The following is a 19,156-nucleotide window of genomic DNA, read 5'->3' as shown; positions in this document are numbered from 1 at the left end:
CGGCTACCCAGGCAAAGTATCAAGTTGCTATCAATTCAGGAGCTGCTTGCGCCCACCACTATTGGCCTGGCGGCATAAAGAACTCAGATTATTTGTTGATGGGCGAGTTCGGATCCAGCAGCAGCGCCATCACGTCACGGATCTGCTGCTCGTTCAGGATGGCAGCATGGCCAAACCTCGGCATGTCGGAACACGCGTTGTAGGCCTTGGCGTTCCACAGCTTGCCCCAGGTGTACTCCACGATGGGTTTGCTCTCGGGCGACGCCGGATTGCTTACGCCGCGCAGCTTGCCGTAGTTGTAAAGGCTGGGGCCGATGGAGCCGAAAGACAGTTCAGCCTTGCTGATCTGGTGGCAGTTGTAGCAGCTGCCGCCATTGGCTTCGCCGGGTTTGTCGCTCCAGGTCAGGCCGCGGCCGTTCTGCGCAATTTTTTCGCCTTCGCTCCAGTTCCCGAGGTACTTGCCATCGGAAGGCAGTTTCACGGTTTTGAGGTTGGCTTCTTCAATGGCCTTGGCGGCTTTTTCCTCCAGCGGCTTGCCGGCGGCTTCCGAGCAGGCCTGGTTGGAAGCGTCCAGCGCCAGGCGGTCCATCTTCGCGATGCCCTGCTCACGGAAGGAACTTTTCAGCACCTGCTGGGTGGCTTCGTCTACCTCCTGCGCCGTGGGCGCAATGGCGCAGCTGGACAGGAAAAAGGCCGTCGATGCCAGACAGGCGGTGGACAGTGCGGCTTTGGTGTAAATCGTGTTCATCAGTTCTCTCCTGCCTGATTAGCGTTTGAGGGCCGGCGCAATGGAAGCACCGCCCTTGCTGTTGACGCCCATGTACACCCCCAGGGCGATGGTGGCATCAGAGGCGTAGCCCGGGAAAGGGAAACGCTGCTGGCGATAGCAGTCATTCAGGCGGCGTTGCATGCTCCACAGGTCACCGCTGGAGACACGGTAGGCCGGCCAGGCGCCGAAACCGTTGCCGGCGCCGGGCTGTTTGGTGAGGTTGGGCAAATCCTGCAGGCGGACACGCTTGTTGTCCTCGCCATGACACGATGCGCAGGAAAAGTCGTAGGGCCCGCCGCGCAGGTAAAACACTTTTTTGCCGACTTCGTACATCAGCTTTTCCTTGGCGTGCGACTGCGGCACCTTGAAGGTCATGTCGCGCGATTCACCCGAGATATAGGCCACCAGCGACTCGATGGATTTCTGCTCACCCGCGCCGAAAGGGGTTTTGGCGATCTCGGCGGCATTAAAACCCTGCAGCTGCTCCATGCAGGTCAGCAGGCGCGACTCCATATCCTGCACCCGCTGGGTATCGGCAAAGAAACGCGGCAGCTCGACGAAAGCACCCTTCACCACGCCCGGGCCCTTGCCCAGGTCGCATTTTTCAAGCGAGGCATTTTTGGGGCCGCGCGCCTGTTTCCAGAGTGCCTCGCCACGGGCTTCGTACAGCTCGGCCGGGTTGCCGTCAGCCAGCATGGCGCGGTATTCGGCAATACCTTCAGCGGTGCTCTTTTGCGCCGCCGCAGGCAATGACAAGGTGGCCATGGCGGCCAGGGCCGCCAGCCCAAACAGGCTCAACTTCATCGTGGACTCCTCAAATATCGTTGTGGGGCAGCCAATGTGCCGCTGCGGGAAAACGGCCGGGATTCAGGCAATGACGGCTTCGTCGGTGCGCTTGTCGCCGTGGTTGTCGACCCAGCTGACCGCGATCTTGTCGCCGGCCTTGCCGCCCTTGAAGCTGAATTGCACAAAAGGGTTCTTGGACACGGCCGTGCCCCACTGCGCGCTCATCACGGTCTTGCCGTTCCAGGTGGCGCTGATGTTCTGGATAAACCAGGCCGGGACGGTCTTGCCGGCCGCGTCCTTGCGCTGGCCGCTTTCCATTTCGTGGCTCACCAGCACGCGCACGGTGGTTTTATCGCCTTGGGCCTGCGCCCGGATTCGCATCGGTTCTGACATTTTTTCTCCTTCAATCCTTAAATTCTCTTAGCAACGTTGCCGGCGTAGCGAGCGGCTGTCAGCCTAGGCGCGGGTGGCTGGAAACCGGAGCGACCTTGAGGGCCGTGAGGATTTCCGGACGGGCCCCGCAACGACGGATCACAGCCGCGCAGTAGCCGGTTAACCGCCGCAACCGCCCAAAGTGACCTTCACTTCCTTCACTGCATAAAAGTACTTGTCACCGGCCTTCGCCAGCGCGTAAACATTGGAGGACTGGCCCATCTTGATGTTGGTCGAGACGTTGGCGTCGGTGCCGGCGGGAATCTCAAACATGGCAGCCAGCGCGCTGGGGTTCTTTTCGACAACGAGCGCAATTTGGGTGGTGTTGGCAATGTTGCTTTGCGCGCCGACACGCACCACATTGCCGTTCTCGGCAATTTCAGGCGCCTGCAGCAGCAGGTCCTTGCTTTCAACCGGAGCGCTGGTCGCGCCCATGGCCTTGGCGGCATCGGCCAGGGACTTGCTGTCAAAAGCGGCCTTGTTCCAGCCTGGCGCGTTTTGCGCGTGGGCCGGGTTCAGCCCGGTGGCCGCTACCAGCACCAGCGCAGTGGCGCCAGAACTGCTGGCCAGAAAATCACGACGTTCCATGGTGAACTCCTTTTTTATATAACTTGAATGTCTGAAAAACTAACAATGATTGGACACAAAAACGTCAAGCCGCGGAACGGTACTTATCCCGAGCATGCTGTCAAAAAAATTGAAGCCGGCTGTCTCGACATCGTCAATTTCCATGCGCCTCATTTTGACGCGCCCTGAGCCAGCCATTGGGAAATCTGCGTCGACTCCGCCGCACTCAGTGCCTGCGGCGGCATGGGGATTGCGCCCCAGACCCCCTGCCCTCCGGCCTTGATTTTGCCCGAGAGGTAAGCCGCCGCATCGGCGCGGTCTTTATATTTGTTGGCTATATCCTTGAAGGATGGCCCGACCAGCTTGCTGTCCATGCCATGGCAGGCGGTGCAGGTATTTTTTTGCAGCAACGGCATGACGGACGCAACGCCGGGCGCGGCGGTTTTAACGACAGCTGGCGGCTGCACGGCAACAACCGGCGTGGAGTTTGCTATCTTTTCAGGAGCTGCTTGCGCTCGTCCTGCCTGGTTTAGGGCCGTATTTGATTCAAATATTCCGGCCATGGGGGGCCGGGTGGTGTCCACACCCCGGCTGGCGCCCACCATCCGCGACTGCTCGGCCAGGTTGCCATGGGCGTTGCGCGCGTAGTCCGGCAAAAAGCTTTTGACCACCACCTCGCCGGCGCAATTTTTCATGCAGGCCGAGCCCTGGACATCGGGGCGCGCCGTGCCGCCCAGCTCCTTGCCCGGCCACATCGCGTGCGACGTCGTCATGCCGTTGCGGTTCGGCAAACGGGCCTGTACGTCGCGGATGTTCGCGTCCGACAAGGTGAAGTTGTCGGGCAGGATATTGCCCAGGTTCAGGATGTAGGCAGTGACGGCATAAACCTCGTCGGCCGTCAATGTTTTCGGGGCGTTCCAGGGCATGGCGCGGTTAATGTAGTCCCAGAGCGTCGACAGCGTGGAGACTTTCATCAACGTGGTGCGGTTCGGCTGGTTGGAGCCAGGCATCAAGCCGTCCACACGGCCATTCTTGATGTCGTCGGCCGTGATGCCGCCGGCAATCGGCGTGAACACTTCGGACGACTCGGCAAAACTGCCGTGGCAGGACGCGCATTGCGCCTCCCAGATCACTTCGCCTTGCCGCACGGAGCCCTGCCCTTTGGGCAGGCCCTTGAAGTCGGGCCGCACATCGATGTCCCAGGCCTTGACTTCCGCTGGTGTCGCCGTGCGCCCGATGCCGGAGAGAACCGCCGGTTTGTCAGCAGCCGCAGCCCATTGGGTGACACCCGCCAGCAGCAGTGAGCCCATCGCAACGCGAACGCCATGAGAAACGGACAAAGCCTTAGATCTGGACATTTTTCACCTCGCCGTTTTCTTCCAGCGACCACGACTGGATGGCGTTGTTGTGATAAATGCTGCGGGACGCTCGCACTTTGCGCAGTTCGTTGTACGTCGGCTGGATCTGGCCGGTCTCGTCAACAGCGCGGCTCTGGAAAATGGCGGGTTTTCCGTCCCATACAAAATCGGCATTAAAACGCGTCAGGCATTTGGCCAGCACCGGCCCTTCCAGACGCGCCGGCGCCCAGTTGCGCCCACCGTCCACGGAAACGTCCACACGTTTGATCTTGCCCCGGCCGCTCCATGCCAGGCCCGTGACGTTATGAAAGCCCTTTTGCAGCAGCACCTGCCCGCCGCTGGGCGAGGTCACCACGCTTTTGACTTCCTGGATGCTGGTGTATTGCCGGTGCAGGCCGCTGGGCTGCAGGTCCACGTAATGGATCGTCTCATCCTTGGCGCCATAAGGCATGTCGCCCACCTCGATGCGCCGCAGGTATTTGATCCAGCTCACGCCCTGCACGCCCGGCACGATGAGCCGCAACGGATAGCCGTTCTCAGGACGCAGCATTTCACCGTTCTGCCCATAGGCCACCAGCACTTCGCCGCTCATCACCAGACTCATGGGGATGGTGCGGGTCATGCCCGAGCCGTCGGCCCCCTCGGCCAGGATGAATTTGGCGCGCTTGAGGTCGGCGCCGCACAGCTCCAGCAGGGTGCGCAAGGGCACGCCGGTGAATTCGCTGCAGCTCAGCATGCCGTGGGTGTACTGCACTGTTGGCACCGCCGAGTTGCCCCACTCCATGCCGGTGTTGGCGCCGCATTCGATGAAGTGCATGCGGCTGACGTTCGGCAGGCGCATCAGCTCATCCATGCTGAAGACCATGGGGCGTTTGAGCATGGCGTCATCGGAGCCGTTCACCATCAGCCGGTGTTTCGAAGGGTGGATGTCCCACCAGCCCTGGTGGTGGCGCTCAAAGTGCAGGCCGCTGGGCGTGATGATGCCGAAGAGACCCTGCAAAGGGCAAAAGCTCACGCTGGCCTGGCCGATGCGGGTAAGGCCCGGGCTTTCGCGGCGCTGCAGGTTTTTTTCCCATTCGCTGGGCAGGCCGTAACCACGGGCCGCCACGGGCTGGCCCAGTCCCTTGCTGTGGGCGGGAAGGTTCAGGATATTGGTATCGCCTTCCGGAGTCGCTGCCCGTGCCTGGCCCACCGCCGCCACCCCGGCTGACGCAGCCGCAAACGCCCCGGCCAGAAAACCGCGGCGCCCGGCGCGCACGTCCGCTATTTGCGCTCCTGAGAGGAAATTCTCCGGTGCGCGCTGTATGAAACGGCTCAGCATAAAAGGCGTTCTTTCGGTTCAGGCGTCGTGGGAGGCGGATCGCGGCGACAAGCTTTCGGCCGGCGACAATCCGCCCGGCTCATCCAGCTCAATGGCGATCTGGGTGCAGACGCTGCGGCACAGCGCCACGGCTTTTTCGCTCTGAACGCGGTAAATCACCTGGGTGCCTTCCTTGCGCTTGGCCAGTACACCGGTGCGGTACAGCACGGCCAGGTGCTGGGAAAGATTGGGCTGGGTGGTGTCGATCTCCGCCAGCAACTCGTTCACGGACTTTTCACGCTCGCACAGGGCGCTCAAGACGCGAAGGCGCATCGGCGTTGCGAGCACGGCGAACAACTCGGCCGCCAGTTCAAACACACGGCCCCTCTCGACTTGCGCACTGGTTTGGATCATCTCGTTCATAGCGATTTATTCTTAATATAAGTAATTGCTGATATTAAGCCTGAAGCCGCCTCAAAAAACCCGTAAATACCCTAGGCACGCAAGGCGAACACGTAAATATCACCAACCAACCCGCCAAACGCTCAAAAGGTGTTGCCTCCATGCACTTGAGCGGGGTGGCTGGGGTGTAAAAAAGCGTTGAAAGACCCCTCGTCGTGATATAAAACTTTTGTTACTTACGAGTTGTTACCCGGGACCGGTAAAACCCAATACTTATGTCTTCAAAAAAAACCTTCATCTTCAAAAGTACCGGCATCCTTCTCGCCGTCATGATGGCCGCTGCAGCGCATGCGGAAGTCGATGCACTGGTCAGTCAGGCGCGTACGCTGCTCGACCAGAGCCAGGCACAAAAAGCCTTCGATCTGCTTGAGCCCCAGGAAACCGCACGCGCAGGCGACCCCGACTTCGACACGGTGCTGGGTATCGCCGCCAACGACACAGGGCAATTCACCCGCGCCATATTCGCGCTCGAACGCGTGCTGGCGGTGCAGCCGGCCAACTCCCGTGCGCGCGCGGAGCTTGGACGGGCACTTTTTGCCGTCGGGGACAACGCCGGCTCACGCAAGGTGTTAATGGAAGCCAAACAAGACAACATCCCGGCGGAGGCCGCCGCCACCATCGACCAATTCCTGCAGGCCATCGACCGTACGGAAGAAGCTGCCCGTTCGTCTGTCAAACCGTACCTGGAAGCCAGCGTTGGCTACGACACCAATGTCAACAGCGGCCCCGGCAATCCCAATGTCGCGGTTCCGCTTTTTGGCGGCGCAATTTTCACCCTCAATGCTTCGGGTGTTGAGACCAAAGATGCCTTCATGACCCTGGGCGGCGGGCTGTCAGCCCGTTACGTCGTCGACCCGCGCTGGTCGTTGATCGCGAACGCAAGCGGGAATTCGCGCATCAATGCCAAGTACAACGACTTCAACACCGGCCAGGTTGATGTCAACGCCGGTGCCAGCTACCGCTACGAAAAGCACGAATTCACCGGTGTCGTGCAGGCCGGCAGCTATACCGTCGCCGGATCCCGCGCGCGCGACCAGCAAGGCCTGGTCGGCGAATGGACCTACCGCATCGACGGCTTCCGCCAGTGGAGCACTTACCTGCAATGGGGCGAGTTGAGCTATCCGGGTCAATCGCTTCGTGATGCGGACCGAACCGTGCTGGGTACGTCCTACGCCCATGCATTCCGCGACGGTTTGCTGGTTTTCGGGGGCATTTATGTGGGTGCCGAGAAGGAAAAAGCCAGCGGCGTTCCGCACATGGGCCACCACCTGTTCGGCATCCGGTTGGGTACACAGAAATCCATCAGGGACGACCTCGCCTTTTTTGGCAATATCAGTTATGAAGACCGCAAATACGGCGGCACCGATCCGCTGTTCCTGGTCACCCGCAGCGACAGGCAGCTCAACCTGAACCTTGGCCTCAACTGGGTGCCCGCCAAACTCTGGCGCGTGACGCCGCAGTTGTCACTGACCTCCGTCAAGTCGAACATTGCCATTTCCGACTACAACCGCAGCCTTTTCTCCGTGACCGTGCGCCGCGACTTCTAAACCTGCCGTGCCGACTGAACACGCCCCGCCAGACACCCCATGAAAACCATCCGGGAACGCTCTCTCAAACACGCCGTGCTGTCGGTCGTGATTGCGGTGGCCTTCCCCGTGCAATCGTTCGCCGCCGAATCAGCCGGCGTGGCCCAGTTCATCGCCGGCGACGTCAACGTGCTGCGCGCGAACGGCAAAACCGAGGCACTGGCCAAGGGTAAACCGCTGGAAAGCGGCGAATCCATACTGACGAGTGCCGCGGGCCGCGCCCAGGTCCGGTTTTCGGATGGCGGCCTGGTGTCACTGCAGCCCAATACCGAGTTCAAAATCGCCAACTATGTCAACGAGGCTGACCCAAAGCAGGACCGTTTCCTGGTCGACCTGTTGCGCGGCAGCATGCGGGCCATCACCGGCCTGATCGGCAAGCGCAACCGCGAGAACTACAAGGTCACGACCACCACGGCCACCATAGGCATACGCGGTTCCGGCTTCAGCGTGGGCTACAACCCGGACGGATCACTGGGCATCACGACGGAACTGGACGCCATCGAGGTCTGCAACGCCGGTGGCTGCGTCGGCCTGACGGCCGGCGAGTCGGTGCGGGTCATTACCAGCTCCGAGGCGCCAGTTCGCACCAATACGCGGGCCAACGTGCCGACGCCGCCGCCCGTCCAGGAGGTGGTCGTTGCGGGCAACCAGACCACGTCCGACGGCAAGCCCGCCATTGTCCCCACCACACCCGTCAAACAGGTGTTCACCGACCTGGCCGCCGCGATTGCGTTCACCGACAGCGCGGCCAACCCGGTGGTCGAAAGCTACTACCCCGAGGCCGGCACCGCTGTGCTGACCAGCTTCCTCAGCGGCAAACCCATCGATGTCGACAGCCTCGACAGCCGCAACGTCCTGACCCAGTTCCGCAGCACGCCCGGCCTCACCACGATGGAAAAAGGCGCGCTGGGTGCTCCGTCCGATCCCGACTTCGTCGGCTGGGGCAGCTGGGTGACGGGGCAAAAGTTCGTGGGGGGCTCGCCCAGCGCGATTGAATCCGTTCACTTTGTGATGGGCCGGCCCACGCCGACGGCCCAGATGCCGGCCGACAACATGCAGGGCACCTACCAGTTCGCCGGCGGCACTGCGTTCTCCAGCCTGCTGGGTGCGGGTCAGCTTGTCAGCGGTTCGCTGGTCGCCAATTTCGGCGTCGGACAAGGCTATGGCAGCGTGGACCTCACCACGCGCTTTGGCGGAAATGACTATGGCGTCAGCAGCAGCATCGACATCAACAACGCCAAGATCACGAACTCCTCAGGAGCGAATGTCACTGGCTTCTTCACCGGCAACGAGGCCAGCCGCGCCGCATTGGTTTATAGCGCCTCGTCGGTTACCGGCGCGGGCCCCAACGCGGGCCAGGTTTCCGGTGCGGCCGTTTTCCAGCAGACCACCCTGGTCCTGAGACCACCCCAGTGACCAAGGCCACCCCTTTTAACGCCGCGCGCCGCCCAGTCAGCATTAATTGAATACCCGGAGAACCACCATGACCCCGCACATCAAGCTCCAACACACCGCCCTGGTTATTGCGCTGGCCGCCATTTACCCACTGCAGGCCCTGGCAGCGCCTTCCGCGGGCGTGGCGCAGTTCACCACCGGCGAAGTCAGTTTGCGGCGCACGGACGGCAAGACCGACGCGCTGGTCAAAGGCAAGGACATCGAAAGTGGCCAGGCCATCATCACCGGCCTCGATGGCCGCGCCCAGGTGAAGTTCTCCGATGGCGGTGTCGTTTCGCTGCAGCCGGGAACAGAGTTCAAGGTCGCCAACTATGTGGACAAGGCCGACCCGAAGGAAGACCGCTTCCTGGTAGACCTGCTGCGCGGCAGCATGCGGGCCATCACCGGATTGATCGGCAAACGCAACCGTGAAAACTATCGTGTCACCACCACGACGGCCACCATCGGTATCCGCGGCTCTGGCTTCAATGCAGGGTACAACCCGGACGGCTCGCTGAGCGTGACAACCGAGCTGGATGCGATTGAGGTCTGCAATTCGGGGGGATGTGTCGGGCTGACGGCAGGTGAGTCTGTCCGGGTGGTCAACAACACAGACACGCCGAAACGAACGAATGTACGCCCGCCCATACCCACGCCCGAACCTCCAATAGAGCCCATCATCATCAATAAAGCGGTTGTGACCGATGTCAAGCCAGTCAACACAGGCACGTTCACAAATTTCAAGTCAACCGCAACCTACCACTCGCAGGGCAATTTCGGACCTTCCACCATTTCGCCTGTTGCCACGGGCACTTCCGCAACCATTGACACCGGCAAACTGACCGCGCTCAGCGCCAATGGCAAGGATTTCACCCCCACCATCAACGCCTTTGCAGGCTCGGCGGGCTCTACCGACGCGGGCGACTTTATCGGTTGGGGTTCGTGGACCACGGGCACACGCAACCCGAGCACCACCAACATCAATGATCTCCACTACATCATCGGCCAGCCTACCCTGGTGATGCCCACAACGGGCACCCTCAGCTACAACCTGATCGGCCAGACGCCAGTCACGGGTTACGACACGTCCGTACAGGCGGCAGTGGCCTCCGGAACCCTGACATCCGCAACGTTCAGCGTCAACTTCGGCACGGCCAAGCTGAGCATGGGCGTGGTCACGACACTTGGCGGTTTTGCGGCATCCAATATCAGTGTTGCAGGCGGGCAGTTCAGCTACTCCAACGGTGGACCGGTTTTCACCGTGGACGGTTTCTTCACCGGGGTGAATGCAAGCCGCGCCGGCATGGTTTACACCGGCACCAACGGAAACATTCGCTATTCAGGCGCAGCAGCATTTGCCGCGCCCTGATGGGGCGGCCGGTCACCGTTCACTTGAGATAGAACGCCAGGTCGCGCTCCGTTGCGTCGGGGCCGTGCACCTGGCTGGCCCGCTCTTGCGCTGCCATGCCCAGCTGAAGCCTTAAATCCACCGAATCATTGAGCGACATCAGGGCGTCGAGAGCCTGCTCCTGCGAGCGGATCAAAAACCCCGAGACGCCCTGCTCGATCACTTCGGCGTAGCCACCGTTCACGTGGGCCACTACCGGCAAACCGGCACCCATGGCCTCCAGCACCACCCGTCCATACGCCTCGAAAAAGTTTCCGGTGCGGTAGAACATCGCATCCAGTGAACGGTAAAAATCCGGCACGGACTCCGCACCCGCAGGCAGCAACTCAATGCCCTCGGTTCCGGCCAAACCCGGCGCCAGGCAGGTTCCTCCCATGATGCGAACCCGTATGCCGCAGCTGGCCAGCATGCGGTAAAGCGAAAGGTCCTGCGGGCTGTGCTTTTCCAGCAGATCACGGCTGGCACGCCCGACCGTGAAGGGCCGCGGCTGGGTTCCACCATGCGGCCATCGGGCAAAACGTTCAACGGCAACCTCTGCAAAAGGCGTGAGGTCGAGCAGGCTGGGAATGACGCGCCCGGTCAATGCCGCAGTGCGGCGCAGCCAGTCGGACACAAAAACAATCTCAGGGTCGAGGCCGGTGTATTCCCGCACGCCTTCGACAATGGCAAACAGCTGCCCCTGGTGTGAAATGTTGTGGAAAAGAATGATTCGTTGAAACCGCGTGTATTTCAGCCAGATTCCCGGCTGCAGATGCACGCCGCCTATCAGCAGCGTGCCGTCCCTGGGAAACTGGTGCGCAAAGGGCTGCACGGCGGTAATGCCCTCGGGCGCGTACGCCGGGTGCACCGGCACATCGGACCACAGCTTGACCGCGCGCCTGCCGGCCAGAAGCCGCGCGAGGTCCAGCAGTTCCCGCTCCGCGCCCGTGTACAACTCGCCGAACCGGCCTAGCAGGTGCAGCGCGCCGGGGTCGGTGGAAGTGAGGCCTTGGGTCATTAGCCGCGATTATCTCCGCGCCCGCCTGAATCCCCGAACCCACCGTGCCACATAATTCCTGCATGCACGACGGCGACACAGTTGCGATGGATAAAACCCGCCCCGGTATCGGTGAGGCGGATCACGAGGCCTGGATGTCGCAAGGCAGCCAGCTGGACAGCGCCGGCCAGCCCGAGCTGGCGCTTGCGGCTTTTGAAAAGGCGCATGCCCTCTCGCCGACGAATGTCAATTCGGCATCCGCCTGTGCCACCCTGCTCAGCGTGCTGGATCGCCCGCAGGCCGCCTACCGCACCCTGCTGGGCGTTGAAGCATCGCTGCTGCAGGACGCCGACGGCGCAGCCAACCTGGCGATTGCAGCAGAGGGTTGCGGCGATCTTGAAAAGGCCCAGGCGGCCTACGCACGGGCCCTGGAACTCAACCCCGACCACCTGCGCTCCCTGAACAACGTCGCCATCCTGGCGGCGAGTTCATCGCAGTGGGACCTGGCCATTCACCTGGCCCGCAAGTGCCTTGATCTTCAGCCCGGCCACCCGCCTTACCACGCCAACCTCGCCGAATACCTCTCAGGCGGGCGGCGCTATGCCGAGGCCGTGGAGGCTACCCGGCTTGCCCTGGCGCAATTTCCGGAACACGTCGAACTGAAACTTCGGCACCTCGCGCTTCTGGCTTTCACCGGTGAGCTCGAAAAAGCCGACGCGGCCCTGAAAGACCTCGATGGCAACACCCGCAACCTGCTGGGTGAGTTCCTGCTGAAACTGGAAACCGCCGAAGGTGCTGCGCTGGAGGGCACCATCCAGGGCAAGGCCGCCGACCACGTGGCCGACGACGCGCTGCAAATCCACATCCGGCAAGCCTTCCGCAATATCGCCATCGGCGATTGGCGGCATCACCACAAGCTCACGGATATCCTGCAGAAAGCCCTGGCTGAATCCCTTGCCGCCCAAAAACCCCGCGACTGGGGCGATGCGCCTTTCCACGGTCTGGTATTCGCCATGGATGAGGACGCACTCCAGCAGATGCGCCGGCAAACTCTCGACGCAGTGAAAAGCCGGCTCAAACCCTGCCCGCCGTTCAAGCCCGATTCGCGCACACGCCGCCTGCAGAGCGACAGCCGCATCCACGTCGGCCTCGCTGTGCAAAGCCTGGCCGACGCCCGGCAAATGCGGGCGCTCGAGCAGCAACTCGCACTGCACGACAGCAGCCGCTTTGCCATGCATGTCTACGCCTTCACAGGACGTCCGCAGCCGGAGCACCTGGAGGTTTTGCGCCGCCATGCGGCCAGTGTGAATGAACTGGGGCACATGACCGACCTCGAAGCGGTGGGGCGCATCCGGCTGGACAGGCTTGATATTTACGTTGAACAGGCCCTGAACCCGGCCTGGACGCGGCAGGAAATCGCCTTGATGCGAGTCGCGCCCGTGCAGCTGCGCGAGCCCGGCCTTTACAGCCATCATGTACCGGGCGCATGGGACTACACCCTTTCCGATCACTTCATCCACCCGCAGGTGGAGGACCAGGCCGGCCCCATCGTCCGCCTGCCGCAAACTTGCTGGCCGGGAAGCTTTGGCATGGATGCCGAGCCCACGACCCCTTCCCGCGAAAAAGCCGGGTTGCCCGCGGACACCCTGGTGCTGTGTTCATGCCTGTTGCCGCCCCTGCTGGATGCGGCCACCTTCGCCGGCTGGATGAAAATCCTGCGGTCGCTGCCCGACGCGGTGCTGTGGCTGCCTTTTTGCAGCCGGGCCGCAGCCAACCTCGTGCGCGAAGCACAGGCTGCGGGCGTGGGCGCACAGCGGCTCATCTTTTCAGCCCTTGCCGCCTGGCCCGAGATACCCGCCCACCTGGGCTGTGCCGACCTGTTCCTGGACACGTTGCGCCTCAATGCCGCGCCCGGACTGGAAGAAGCCCTGCGCCAGGGCGTTCCTGCGATCACCCGCCCCGGCAGCAGCATGGCCGCGCGCATGGGCGCAAGCATTCTGCAGGCTGCCGGCCTGCCTGAATGCATTCTGGAAAGCCCGCAGGCTTATGTTGCGGAGGCTGTGCGGCTAGGCCGCAACCCAGAAGCGTTGCAGCAGCTAAAGGCCAGGCTGCACGCAGCGCGGAACAAAACACCGCCCCCGCCCCTGTTTGATGCGGCTGCGCGCGTCAAGGACCGGGAAGCAGCCTGGGCCCACATGGCGGAACGCTCACGCGCAGGCTTGCCACCGGTGGCATTCGACGTGAGCGCCGCACAGGCCGTCGACACCTGATCAGTTGCTATCAATACAATAGCTGCTTGCGCAAACCCCTATTGGCCTGCAGGCGTTTTTTCTTCTGAATTTGCGGCTTGACCCGCCAAACTGCGGCCGTACTTGCGGCGGCCGTGCCTACTGCGTGATGGCGCAGACTTCGCCGGTCGGCGGCAAACCAAGCTGGCTCTTGGCAGCGGCGACATTGGCCATCTGTCCCGACGTCACACCATTCTTGACTGCCGTCAGCTCCGCCAGGATGGAAATCGCAATCTCGGGCGGCGTCTTGCTGCCGATGTAAAGGCCGATCGGGCCGTGCAGCTTGCCTAGCTCTTCGGCCGTCATGTCAAAGTGTTCGGCCAGCCTTTCGCGGCGGCGCTGGTTGTTCAGCCGGGAGCCGATGGCGCCGACGTAGAACGCGTCGGAGCGCAGCGCCTCCATCAGCGCCAGGTCGTCCAGCTTGGGGTCGTGCGTCAGCGCAATCACCGCGCAGCGGGCGTCCAGCTTCATGGCCTGCACCACGTCGTCGGGCATGCCGGTGGCCAGTTCCACACCTTCTACCTGCCAACTGTCACGGTATTCCTCGCGTGGGTCGCACACCGTCACGGCGTAGTCCATGCCCTGCGCAATTTGCGCCACAAAGCGGGAGAGTTGTCCGGCACCGATGATCAGCAGTCGCCAGCGCGGGCCGTGCAAGGTCACCAGCGCCGCTTCAGACACCTGCATGCCCTGGCTGGGCTGCGCCGTGCTCAGCGTGACGGCGCCCGTCTGCAAATCAAGGCGGCGCGCCACCAGCTCACCGGCCTGCAAGCGCTGCAGCAGCTCGTCAATGCGGCTGGCTTTTGACAAAGGTTCTATGGCCAGCTCAATGGTGCCGCCGCAAGGCAGGCCAAAGCGGCGCGCCTCGTCGGCTGAAACGCCATAAGTGACGATGGCCGGTTGCGTCTGGCTGAGGCCCTCGCGGCGGGCCCGGTCAATCATGTCGTCTTCAATACAGCCGCCCGACACCGAACCCACCACCCGGCCGTCTTCACAGATGGCCAGCATGGAGCCTTCAGGCCGCGGGCTGGAGCCCCAGGTTTTAAGCACAGTCACCAGTTCGCAGCGCAGGCCTGCGGCCAGCCACTGCGATGAGGTCTTCAGAACTTCGAGGTCAATGTTATCCATGCGTCAAATGCTAGCAGCCCGCAGTTTTTTCTGCCTCGGCCCGGCCTCAAAGCCCTGCGGCCTCAAGCCTTCGCCAGGTTGTCATTGAGCGGCAGCGTGCGCACCCGCTTGCCGGTGGCGGCAAACACCGCGTTGGCCACCGCGGGCGCCACCAGCGCCGTGGCCGGCTCGCCAATGCCGCCCGGCTTCTCGGTGCTGGGCACCAGGGTGATGTCCATCACCGGCGATTCATGCATGCGCAGCACCGGGTAGTCGCCAAAATTGGTTTGCTGCACCCGGCCCTTGTCCAACGTGATCTGGTTGTTCAGCGCGGCTGACAGGCCAAACACGATGCTCGACTGGATCTGCGCCTGCACCGTGTCGGGGTTGACCATGCGGCCCAGGTCGGCCACCACCGTCACCTTGTGCACCGTGATCTGGTTGTCCTTCACCGACACCTCCGCCACCTGCGCCATGTAGGTGTCGTACCCCTCCATCAGCGCGATGCCGCGGCTACGCCCTGCCGGCGGCGGTGTGCCCCAGCCGGACTTGTCGGCAGCCATCTTCAACACATTGGCAAAGCGCGGCTGCTTTTCCAGCAGAGACATGCGGTAGGCATACGGGTCTTTGCCCGCCGCCAGCGCCATTTCGTCGACAAAACTCTCATTGGCAAAGGCATTGAGCGCGTGGCTCACCGAGCGCCAGTAGCCCACACGCAGCCCGCTGTCGTGGATCACCAGGTCGTATTGCGTGTTCGGAATGTCATACGGCATCACGCCGGCTTCGGCCATGAAAGGGTCCAGCGTGTCCTTGGGCAGGCCAAAGGCGCGCTGCGTAATGGACTGCGAGGTCACCTTGAAATTCAGCGCCACCGGCTTGCCGTCGGCCCCCAGCCCGGCCGAGAGCTGGTTCACCGCCATGGGCCGGTAGAAGTCGTGCGTGGTGTCGTCCTCGCGGCTCCACAGCAGCTTGACGGGCTTGCCGACCGCCTTGGAGATTTGCGCCGCCTGCACGATGAAGTCCAGCTCCAGCCGCCGGCCAAAGCCGCCGCCCAGAAAGGTCGTCTTCAGCGTGATGTCTTCGGGCTTGATGCCCAGCGCCGCCGCCACACTGCCCTCAGCACCCTGCTGGAATTGCGTGGGGCCGATCAGCAGGATCTTGCCGTTCTTGTAGTCGGCCGTGAAATTCATCGGCTCCAGCGTGGCGTGTGCCAGCAGCGGCGAAACGTACTCGGCCTTCAAGGTCTTGGCCGCGCCCTTCATGGCGCCCGCCGTATCACCCTTGGGCGCGATGATGGGTATCACCTTGCCGCTGTCGGCCGCCTTGCGTATGCCCTCCAGCATGCTGGCATTGCTGATGGCCGCGACCGGGCCTTCGTCCCACTGCACTGTCAGCGCCTGGCGCGCCTTGTAGGCATGCCAGTAGCTGTCGGCCACCACGGCCACGCCATCGGGAATCTGCACCACGTCGATCACGCCTGGCATGGCCTTGGCCTTGGCGGCGTCAAAGCTGGTGACCTTGCCACCGATCACCGGGCATTGCTGCAGGCTGGCGTAGACCATGCCGGGCAGCTTCACGTCAATGCCGAATTCGGCCGTGCCGTTGACCTTCATCGGCGTGTCCAGCCGCTTGGTGGGTTTGCCGATCACGGTGAAGTCTTTCGGGTCTTTCAGCGCGACCTTCTCCGGCACCGGCAGCTTCGATGCGGCCTCGGCCAGCGAACCATAGGTCGCCTTCTTGCCATTGGGGCCAATCACCATGCCGTTCTCGGCCTTGAGCGTCGAGGCATCGACATTCCATTTGGCAGCCGCCGCCGACACCAGCATCATGCGCACCTGCGCGCCCGCAATGCGCAGCTTTTCCCAGCCGTCACGCACCGAGGTCGAGCCGCCGGTAATCTGCGCGCCCAGCAAGGCGTTGGTGTAGACCTTGCCCGGAGGCGCAATCGCCACCTTGATCTTGCGCAAATCCACGTTCAGCTCTTCAGCAATCAACATCGGCATGGAGGTGTACACGCCCTGCCCCATCTCGGAGCGGGCCGACAACAGCGTGATGGTGTTGTCATCGGCCATGTGCACCCAGGCGTTGGGCGTGTAGAGCGTGCCCGCGGCCTGGGTTGCCAGCGGCAAGCCCAGCGTGACGCCCATCATCAGCCCGCCCGTGACGGCAGATGAGGCTTTGAGGAAGGTACGACGATCAGGGCGATCGAGGGAGACCAGTGTGTTGTCAGTCATGATCATTCTCCTCAGGCTTTGCGCAGGGTGGAAGCAGCATCCTTGATCGCCGCCTTGATGCGCGGGTAGGTGCCGCAGCGGCAAATGTTGCCGCTCATCGCCGCGTCAATGTCCGCGTCGCTCGGGTTCTTGTTGCTCGTGAGCAGGGCCGCCGCGCTCATCAACTGCCCCGACTGGCAGTAGCCGCACTGCGGCACATCATGCTTGATCCACGCTACCTGCAGCGGATGTGTGTTGTTGCGTGAAAGGCTTTCAATCGTGGCCACTTTCTGGCCGGCAGCTGCAGACAGCGGTGTCTGACACGACCGCACCGGCTTGCCGTTGAGGTGCACGGTGCATGCGCCGCATAGCGCCGCGCCGCAGCCGAACTTGGTGCCGGTCATGCCCAGCTCATCGCGTATCACCCACAAGAGGGGCGTGTCAGGTTCAGCGTTGACGGAAACGGCCTTGCCGTTCACGTTGAGTTTTGTTGTCATGTGGGGTCCCCTTTTGTTGAATCGCTGTCATCACAGGATCGGGCAGGCCCCCAAAAGTCAGCTACTACCCGAAGGCCTTGCGGGACTCATGCTACGACCGGGCATCGGGAGGTATCCGGGTAGAAACCCTTGGCTGAAACAAAGTCTCAACACTTTTTCTCAAGATGAGACAACTGATATAACTCATGCCTTACAAGAGTTTGGGAGGACCACAAAATGGATGGCGCACCACATCGCCCCGCAGTTTCGCGACCGGAAGCCAGCCGAGGTTGGCGGCATGAATAGGGCCACAGAAAAGTACGCAAGCTTCCCAACCCTGGGCCAGGCTGCGCTGATCGTTCTTGCGTTATTCCTGTTTGAATACGTCGCATTGGTGGCGCTAGCCGATATGCTCGGGTTGCGCGGAGATGCACTCAACGGCGTCTGGGGCATCGCAACAGTTCTTGGCTATGCCGGCGTGTTCAGCCTTGTGCTGCATCACAAGCAGCTGAGCTACCGGGCCTTGTTTCATGCGTCCCGAAATTCGGCAAGCGTCACCATCATGCTGTTGATGCTTCCTATCGCCATGCTGATTCCTGCACTGGTGTTAGCCATGTTGTCAGTGGATGCAGTGATGGTCTCGGCATTCCCTTTGTCAAGATCACAGGAAATGATGTTCCAGAGAATGATGACGAACGATCCCATGTCTGTCATCACGGTTTGCATCCTGGCTCCCGTTCTGGAGGAAATGCTTTTTCGCGGCATTATCGTGCGCAGTTTTCTGGCGCAATATCCCAGGAAGTTCGCTATTTTTGCCTCAGCGGCGTTATTTGGTGCCGCTCATCTGAATATTTACCAGTTCATGGTGGGATTGATTGCCGGATCTGTCCTTGCCTGGCTTTATGAACGAAGCAGGTCCTTATGGCCATGCATTGCGCTTCACTGCATGTACAACTCGACGATTTCATTCTTCTGTCAAAACTTCAGTGACAAATCCGGCAACATAGCCTTTTTCAGTGACTTGCCGCTCTCGATCTGGATTGGCGCTTTTTTTCTGGCTTTTGTAGGCGCATCCGTGCTCCAGTTCATGCTTCGTGACAGAACCTTGTTGTCTTAGTGTCAGCATCGAACTTCACCATAGAGGCCCATTCATGTTTAAAAAATTCCTCGCCTCCGTCGGCGTGAGCAGTGCGCCCGCCAGTGCGGCGACAGCCAATCCTCCGTACACACCATATGCCGGCGATGCCGCCAATGCCATCTACAACCTGCTGTTTTGCGACGACGCCGCCGCTTTCAATGCATCCCCGGGGCAGAAGCAAACACCTTGGCAGGCCACACTCTTCTCGGTGCCCGCCGACGCGCCTCAACTGCAGACATTGGCTTGCGACACCTCGCAGGAAGGACGGGTACGATACCTGGCCTTCTCAAAGCTCAGGCAGGCCGGCAAAGCGGTCCCGCCCAAAGTCCTTCTCGGCGTCATCATCGAAGTTCCCCTCGCCGGCGGCCTTGACGTGCTGGCCGCCTTTTCGGAAGGTGGAGTTCGCTACGTCAATCAATCCGGAAAGCTCGTCATCATTGAAGGGATTGATAGCTTCCTTCCCATGGTCCAGCGCCTGTTCGTTGCATCTGAGCGCATCGTTTCACGCATCGGCCCCTGGGACAAGCCACGCCTTGGTCCGCCCAAGCCGGGCAATGTGCGCTTGAGCTTTCTGGTGTCAGACGGCTTGTACTTCGGCGAAGGCCCCATGTCCGTGATGCAACGCGAACCCTTGGCAGGCCCGGTTATCCAGCAGGCAACAGAACTATTGCTGGCCACCGTGGCGGCAGGTACAAAGTGAGCATGCGTAGCCCTGAAAAAACCCTTATCTCACCACCCGACCCCGAATCTGCTGCAACGCCGCCGGGTCATCCATCGTGGTCAAAATCTCCCGGGTCCCTCAAAGGCATTTTTGTTCGCCCGGCCCTCTAGAATCAGCAACGCCAAGCAGCCGCTA

Annotated in this window: 17 protein-coding genes; 6 read left to right on the top strand and 11 right to left on the bottom strand. The window is 61.8% G+C overall.

Annotated features, from left to right (window positions below):
- Positions 1–88 precede the first annotated feature (88 nt).
- From soxX to ACXJKE_RS11195, 7 genes are all read right to left on the bottom strand, one after another.
- Positions 89–748: a sulfur oxidation c-type cytochrome SoxX gene (gene soxX, locus ACXJKE_RS11225; RefSeq protein WP_457280654.1), complete on the bottom strand. Its 660-nt coding sequence runs from the start codon at positions 746–748 to the stop codon at positions 89–91.
- An 18-nt stretch (positions 749–766) separates the two neighbouring features.
- On the bottom strand, positions 767–1,573 hold the full coding sequence (gene soxA / locus ACXJKE_RS11220; RefSeq protein ID WP_457280653.1) for a sulfur oxidation c-type cytochrome SoxA: 807 nt from the start codon (positions 1,571–1,573) through the stop codon (positions 767–769).
- A 63-nt stretch (positions 1,574–1,636) separates the two neighbouring features.
- A complete protein-coding gene (gene soxZ / locus ACXJKE_RS11215; protein WP_457280652.1) occupies positions 1,637–1,948 on the bottom strand; it encodes a thiosulfate oxidation carrier complex protein SoxZ in 312 nt (103 codons plus the stop codon).
- Between the two features lie 159 nt (positions 1,949–2,107).
- Complete coding sequence (gene soxY, locus ACXJKE_RS11210) at positions 2,108–2,575, bottom strand: thiosulfate oxidation carrier protein SoxY (RefSeq protein WP_457280651.1); 468 nt, start codon at positions 2,573–2,575, stop codon at positions 2,108–2,110.
- A 149-nt stretch (positions 2,576–2,724) separates the two neighbouring features.
- The gene (locus tag ACXJKE_RS11205) at positions 2,725–3,912 is read right to left on the bottom strand and encodes a c-type cytochrome (RefSeq protein WP_457280650.1); all 1,188 of its coding nucleotides are present in this window, start codon (positions 3,910–3,912) and stop codon (positions 2,725–2,727) included.
- Positions 3,899–5,233, bottom strand: coding sequence for a sulfite dehydrogenase (gene soxC / locus ACXJKE_RS11200; RefSeq protein ID WP_457280649.1), 1,335 nt, complete (start codon positions 5,231–5,233; stop codon positions 3,899–3,901). The genes ACXJKE_RS11205 and soxC overlap by 14 nt, the downstream gene beginning before the upstream one ends.
- A gap of 18 nt (positions 5,234–5,251) precedes the next feature.
- A complete protein-coding gene (locus ACXJKE_RS11195) occupies positions 5,252–5,635 on the bottom strand; it encodes an ArsR/SmtB family transcription factor (protein WP_457280648.1) in 384 nt (127 codons plus the stop codon).
- A gap of 254 nt (positions 5,636–5,889) precedes the next feature.
- Here ACXJKE_RS11195 and ACXJKE_RS11190 point away from each other — a divergent pair, with 254 nt between their 5' ends.
- The 3 genes from ACXJKE_RS11190 to ACXJKE_RS11180 all read left to right on the top strand — a co-directional run bounded on the left by ACXJKE_RS11190 (position 5,890) and on the right by ACXJKE_RS11180 (position 10,063).
- Positions 5,890–7,221 carry a surface lipoprotein assembly modifier gene (locus ACXJKE_RS11190; RefSeq protein WP_457280647.1) on the top strand — a complete coding sequence of 444 codons (1,332 nt, stop codon included), beginning with the start codon at positions 5,890–5,892 and terminating at the stop codon, positions 7,219–7,221.
- Between the two features lie 39 nt (positions 7,222–7,260).
- Positions 7,261–8,676, top strand: coding sequence for a FecR family protein (locus ACXJKE_RS11185; RefSeq protein ID WP_457280646.1), 1,416 nt, complete (start codon positions 7,261–7,263; stop codon positions 8,674–8,676).
- A 67-nt stretch (positions 8,677–8,743) separates the two neighbouring features.
- Positions 8,744–10,063, top strand: a complete 1,320-nt coding sequence (locus ACXJKE_RS11180; RefSeq protein ID WP_457280645.1) for a FecR family protein — start codon at positions 8,744–8,746, stop codon at positions 10,061–10,063.
- A gap of 19 nt (positions 10,064–10,082) precedes the next feature.
- On the opposite strand, the gene ACXJKE_RS11175 is transcribed toward ACXJKE_RS11180, so the two are convergent.
- Entirely contained in the window at positions 10,083–11,099 is a 1,017-nt protein-coding gene (locus ACXJKE_RS11175; RefSeq protein WP_457280644.1) for a glycosyltransferase, read from the bottom strand.
- A 44-nt stretch (positions 11,100–11,143) separates the two neighbouring features.
- Between ACXJKE_RS11175 and ACXJKE_RS11170 the strand changes: the two genes are divergently transcribed.
- The gene (locus ACXJKE_RS11170) at positions 11,144–13,348 is read left to right on the top strand and encodes an O-linked N-acetylglucosamine transferase family protein (RefSeq protein WP_457280643.1); all 2,205 of its coding nucleotides are present in this window, start codon (positions 11,144–11,146) and stop codon (positions 13,346–13,348) included.
- A 117-nt stretch (positions 13,349–13,465) separates the two neighbouring features.
- Here ACXJKE_RS11170 and ACXJKE_RS11165 read toward each other — a convergent pair whose 3' ends face one another.
- The 3 genes from ACXJKE_RS11165 to ACXJKE_RS11155 form a co-directional block, all read right to left on the bottom strand.
- Positions 13,466–14,494 (bottom strand): XdhC family protein, encoded by a 1,029-nt coding sequence (locus tag ACXJKE_RS11165; protein WP_457280642.1) that lies wholly within the window; start codon positions 14,492–14,494, stop codon positions 13,466–13,468.
- Between the two features lie 62 nt (positions 14,495–14,556).
- Positions 14,557–16,707, bottom strand: coding sequence for a molybdopterin cofactor-binding domain-containing protein (locus ACXJKE_RS11160; protein ID WP_457280641.1), 2,151 nt, complete (start codon positions 16,705–16,707; stop codon positions 14,557–14,559).
- 11 nt (positions 16,708–16,718) lie between these two features.
- Positions 16,719–17,183, bottom strand: coding sequence for a (2Fe-2S)-binding protein (locus ACXJKE_RS11155; RefSeq protein ID WP_457280640.1), 465 nt, complete (start codon positions 17,181–17,183; stop codon positions 16,719–16,721).
- A 220-nt stretch (positions 17,184–17,403) separates the two neighbouring features.
- Here ACXJKE_RS11155 and ACXJKE_RS11150 point away from each other — a divergent pair, with 220 nt between their 5' ends.
- Together ACXJKE_RS11150 and ACXJKE_RS11145 are read left to right on the top strand one after the other, a co-directional pair.
- Positions 17,404–18,279: a CPBP family intramembrane glutamic endopeptidase gene (locus tag ACXJKE_RS11150; RefSeq protein WP_457280639.1), complete on the top strand. Its 876-nt coding sequence runs from the start codon at positions 17,404–17,406 to the stop codon at positions 18,277–18,279.
- Positions 18,280–18,313: 34 nt separating this feature from the next.
- On the top strand, positions 18,314–19,000 hold the full coding sequence (locus ACXJKE_RS11145; RefSeq protein WP_457280638.1) for a hypothetical protein: 687 nt from the start codon (positions 18,314–18,316) through the stop codon (positions 18,998–19,000).
- Positions 19,001–19,156: the final 156 nt, after the last annotated feature.

The organism is Polaromonas sp. P5_D5 (genome assembly GCF_054049435.1).
This window is presented reverse-complemented; position numbering and strand designations above follow the sequence as displayed.

Excerpts from the sequence above, each read along its gene's own strand:
- ACXJKE_RS11205 (WP_457280650.1), bottom strand. The coding sequence starts at position 3,912 with ATGTCCAGATCTAAGGCTTTGTCCGTTTCTCATGGCGTTCGCGTTGCG.
- soxY (WP_457280651.1), bottom strand. The coding sequence starts at position 2,575 with ATGGAACGTCGTGATTTTCTGGCCAGCAGTTCTGGCGCCACTGCGCTG.
- ACXJKE_RS11145 (WP_457280638.1), top strand. The coding sequence starts at position 18,314 with ATGTTTAAAAAATTCCTCGCCTCCGTCGGCGTGAGCAGTGCGCCCGCC.
- soxA (WP_457280653.1), bottom strand. The coding sequence starts at position 1,573 with ATGAAGTTGAGCCTGTTTGGGCTGGCGGCCCTGGCCGCCATGGCCACC.
- soxC (WP_457280649.1), bottom strand. The coding sequence starts at position 5,233 with ATGCTGAGCCGTTTCATACAGCGCGCACCGGAGAATTTCCTCTCAGGA.
- ACXJKE_RS11165 (WP_457280642.1), bottom strand. The coding sequence starts at position 14,494 with ATGGATAACATTGACCTCGAAGTTCTGAAGACCTCATCGCAGTGGCTG.
- soxZ (WP_457280652.1), bottom strand. The coding sequence starts at position 1,948 with ATGTCAGAACCGATGCGAATCCGGGCGCAGGCCCAAGGCGATAAAACC.
- ACXJKE_RS11160 (WP_457280641.1), bottom strand. The coding sequence starts at position 16,707 with ATGACTGACAACACACTGGTCTCCCTCGATCGCCCTGATCGTCGTACC.
- soxX (WP_457280654.1), bottom strand. The coding sequence starts at position 748 with ATGAACACGATTTACACCAAAGCCGCACTGTCCACCGCCTGTCTGGCA.
- ACXJKE_RS11175 (WP_457280644.1), bottom strand. The coding sequence starts at position 11,099 with ATGACCCAAGGCCTCACTTCCACCGACCCCGGCGCGCTGCACCTGCTA.
- ACXJKE_RS11180 (WP_457280645.1), top strand. The coding sequence starts at position 8,744 with ATGACCCCGCACATCAAGCTCCAACACACCGCCCTGGTTATTGCGCTG.
- ACXJKE_RS11155 (WP_457280640.1), bottom strand. The coding sequence starts at position 17,183 with ATGACAACAAAACTCAACGTGAACGGCAAGGCCGTTTCCGTCAACGCT.
- ACXJKE_RS11190 (WP_457280647.1), top strand. The coding sequence starts at position 5,890 with ATGTCTTCAAAAAAAACCTTCATCTTCAAAAGTACCGGCATCCTTCTC.
- ACXJKE_RS11195 (WP_457280648.1), bottom strand. The coding sequence starts at position 5,635 with ATGAACGAGATGATCCAAACCAGTGCGCAAGTCGAGAGGGGCCGTGTG.
- ACXJKE_RS11185 (WP_457280646.1), top strand. The coding sequence starts at position 7,261 with ATGAAAACCATCCGGGAACGCTCTCTCAAACACGCCGTGCTGTCGGTC.
- ACXJKE_RS11150 (WP_457280639.1), top strand. The coding sequence starts at position 17,404 with ATGGCGCACCACATCGCCCCGCAGTTTCGCGACCGGAAGCCAGCCGAG.